Origin of the sequence: Draconibacterium sp. (assembly GCF_041583095.1) — a bacterium.
In the GTDB taxonomy this organism is placed as follows: domain Bacteria; phylum Bacteroidota; class Bacteroidia; order Bacteroidales; family Prolixibacteraceae; genus Draconibacterium.
Genome location: NZ_JBFHGM010000401.1, coordinates 1 through 3194 on the forward strand (window position 1 = coordinate 1; position 3194 = coordinate 3194).

The 3194-nt window shown below is 40.5% G+C and carries 2 protein-coding genes; both read left to right on the forward strand.

What is annotated here, in order from left to right:
• Positions 1–35 precede the first annotated feature (35 nt).
• The gene (locus ABZB17_RS21745) at positions 36–1049 is read left to right on the forward strand and encodes a dihydroorotate dehydrogenase-like protein (protein ID WP_372653629.1); all 1014 of its coding nucleotides are present in this window, start codon (positions 36–38) and stop codon (positions 1047–1049) included.
• A 162-nt stretch (positions 1050–1211) separates the two neighbouring features.
• On the forward strand, positions 1212–3194 hold a 1983-nt coding region (locus ABZB17_RS21750), incomplete at its 3' end, for a M16 family metallopeptidase (protein ID WP_372653631.1).

Below are 3194 nucleotides of genomic sequence, written 5' to 3' on the forward strand. Positions count from 1 at the left end.
GAAAAACGTAAATTCTAATCATTAAAAATACTACCATGGCAAATCTTACAACAACTTATATGGGTGTAGAGCTAAAAAATCCACTCATACTTGGAGCTAGTAACTTAGTATCGAAACCCGATGTAATTAAACAAATTGAAGAAGCCGGAATTGGGGCGATTGTATACCGTTCGTTATTCGAAGAGCAAATTCAACTTGAAAGTCTGCAAATGGATGAGCTACTTAGCGAATATGAAAACCGAAACGCAGAAATGACCGATCTTTTTCCTGGCCTGGAACACGCCGGACCAAAAGAGCATTTATACAATTTGGAAAAACTGGTAAAAAGTGTTGATGTTCCTGTATTTGCAAGTCTGAATGCCATTTACGAACCAACCTGGGTTGAATATGCGCAGGAACTGGAGAAAACAGGAGTGGCAGGTTTGGAAATAAATCTATACGCAGTGCCGGGGTATTTCGAGGTTACCGGCGAATCAATTGAAGACAAGCAGGTGCAAATTGTAAAAGCCATTAAACAAGTGGTTAAAATTCCTGTAAGTGTAAAAATGAGTTTGTTTTACACCAATCCGTTGAATTTTATAAAAAAGGTTGATGAGGCTGGTGCTGATGGTTATGTACTATTTAACCGCTTTTTCCAACCCGAAATAGATATTGAGAAAGAAGAATATTTCTATCCCTGGGAATTAAGTAACCCAAAAGACCATATGGTAGGTTTGCGTTATGCAGGCTTATTGTACGGAAATGTGGAGGGAAGTGTTTGTATTAGCCGTGGTATTTACGATGCCAACGATGTAATTAAAATGCTGCTTGCCGGAGCCGATGTGGTTCAAATGGTAAGTACAATATACCGTAATTCGCCATCAGTAGTTTCAGATATTCTTATGGATATTAATAAGTGGATGGACGACAAAGGATACAAATCGCTTGATGATTTCAGAGGAAAACTTTCTCGTAAAAATATGAAAGACCCGTTTGCATACCAGCGGGCACAATATGTGGATATACTAACGAAATCGGAAGATATTTTCAAAAAATATCCAATGGTTTAATAGAGTAATTTTTCGTAGCATTGAAAAACAGGAGCCGTTTTGGTTCCTGTTTTTTTATGTCGTTACCCGGAGGTTTGAACCCATAAATTGATACTTAACAATGTTTTGATTATTTGTATTTTGTGCTAACTTCGTAGAAAACAAATCAATACACCTTTAATCATGAAAAAACTAAGTTTTCTCCTCAGTCTCAGTTTGGCATTCCTACTGTTTCTGGGTTCGTGCACTACCACAAAACAAAACGATGACAAACTATCGGTTCCGTATGTTCAGTATCAATTGGATAACGGTCTTGATGTAATTTTACACCAGGACAAATCAGATCCGATTGTAGCAGTTGCAATTATGTATCACGTCGGGTCAAACCGCGAAGTTCCCGGTAAAACCGGCTTTGCTCACTTGTTCGAGCATATGATGTTTCAGCAGTCAGAAAATGTTGGACAGGATGAATTCTTTACAAAAATTCAGTCGGCCGGAGGAACATTAAACGGCGGAACCGGAAACGACCAGACCATTTATTATGAGGTTGTTCCGAAAAATGCACTGGAAATGGTGCTTTGGATGGAGTCAGACCGAATGGGGTTTCTCGAGAATACGGTAACAAAATCGGCCTTTGCCAACCAGCAAAATGTTGTACAGAATGAAAAACGTCAATCCTACGACAACCGTCCTTACGGTTTTAATCAGTGGGTAATTGCCAAAAACCTGTACCCCGAAGGGCATCCGTATAACTGGACTGTAATTGGGGAAATGGAAGACTTGTTCAATGCATCAGTGGATGATGTAAAAGCATTTCACTCAAAATTTTATGTGCCCAACAATACCACAATTGTTTTGGCCGGCGATTTCGAGGAAGAGGATGTAAAACCATTGCTCGAGAAGTATTTTGGTGAAATTCCGGGTGGCGAAAAAGTGGAAGATATGGAGCCGCAGAATGTTACTTTGGCGGAAACAAAAAAGCTGTACCACGAAGATAATTTTGCCAGAACCCCCCAGTTAACCATGATTTGGCCAACTGTTGAGCAGTACAACGACGATGCCTACGCACTAAGGTTTTTGGCACAAGTGCTCGGAAGCGGCAAAAAATCGCCTTTCTACCGGGTTGTCGTTAAGGACAAAAAATTAGCACCACGGGCATCGGTATATAGTCGTCCGATGGAGCTGACTGGTCAGTTTACCATTTCGGTAAATGCAAATGCCGGTACAAGTCTTGCCGAAGTTGAAAAAGCGGCATTCGAAGCATTTCAGCTTTTTGAAGAGGAGGGAATTACCGAGAAAGATCTGGAAAAACACAAAGCCGGGTTGGAAACACAATTTTACAACGGTGTAAGTTCTGTGCTGAATAAGTCTTTTCAGTTGGCTATGTATAACGAATTTGCAGGATCACCGGGATTTATTGAGGAAGACATTGCAAAAATTCAAGCCGTAACAATTGAGGATATCAAACGGGTTTACGACAAATATATAAAAGGGAAAAATTACCTGGCAACCAGCTTTGTGCCTAAAGGACAGCTTGAATTGATTGCCGAAAATTCAGTAGATGCAGGTATTGTTGAAGAGAATGTTTTAGAGGCAACCCAGGTTGATCAGTCGGCAATTGAAGAAGAAGAAGAGATTGCAAAAACACCAACTGAATTTGATCGTTCGGTGGAACCTGCAAAAGGACCCGATCCTGAAATTTCGGTACCAGAGGTTTGGACTGATGAAACAGCAAACGGCATTAAAGTTTATGGTATCGAGCAAAACGAATTGCCTTTGGTTCAATATTCGATAGTTTTGGACGGCGGTCATATCCTGGCTCCAACAGATAAAGCCGGGGTGGCAAGTTTTATGGCCAGTATGTTAATGGAAGGTACGGCAACAAAAACGCCCGAAGAACTGGAAGAAGAAATCGATTTGCTTGGTGCTAATATCAGTGTTCGAGCCGGTACTGAAAATATTTCGGTTTATGTAAATAGTCTCACCCGGAACTATGAAAAAACGCTTGCACTTGTTGAAGAGATATTATTGCAGCCGCGTTGGGATGAGGAGCAGTTTGAACTGGTAAAATCGCGAATGATAAACAATGTAAAACGCAACGAAGCCAATCCTGATTATTTGGCAATGGTGGCATTTGATAAGTTGGTTTATGGCGACGATAATATA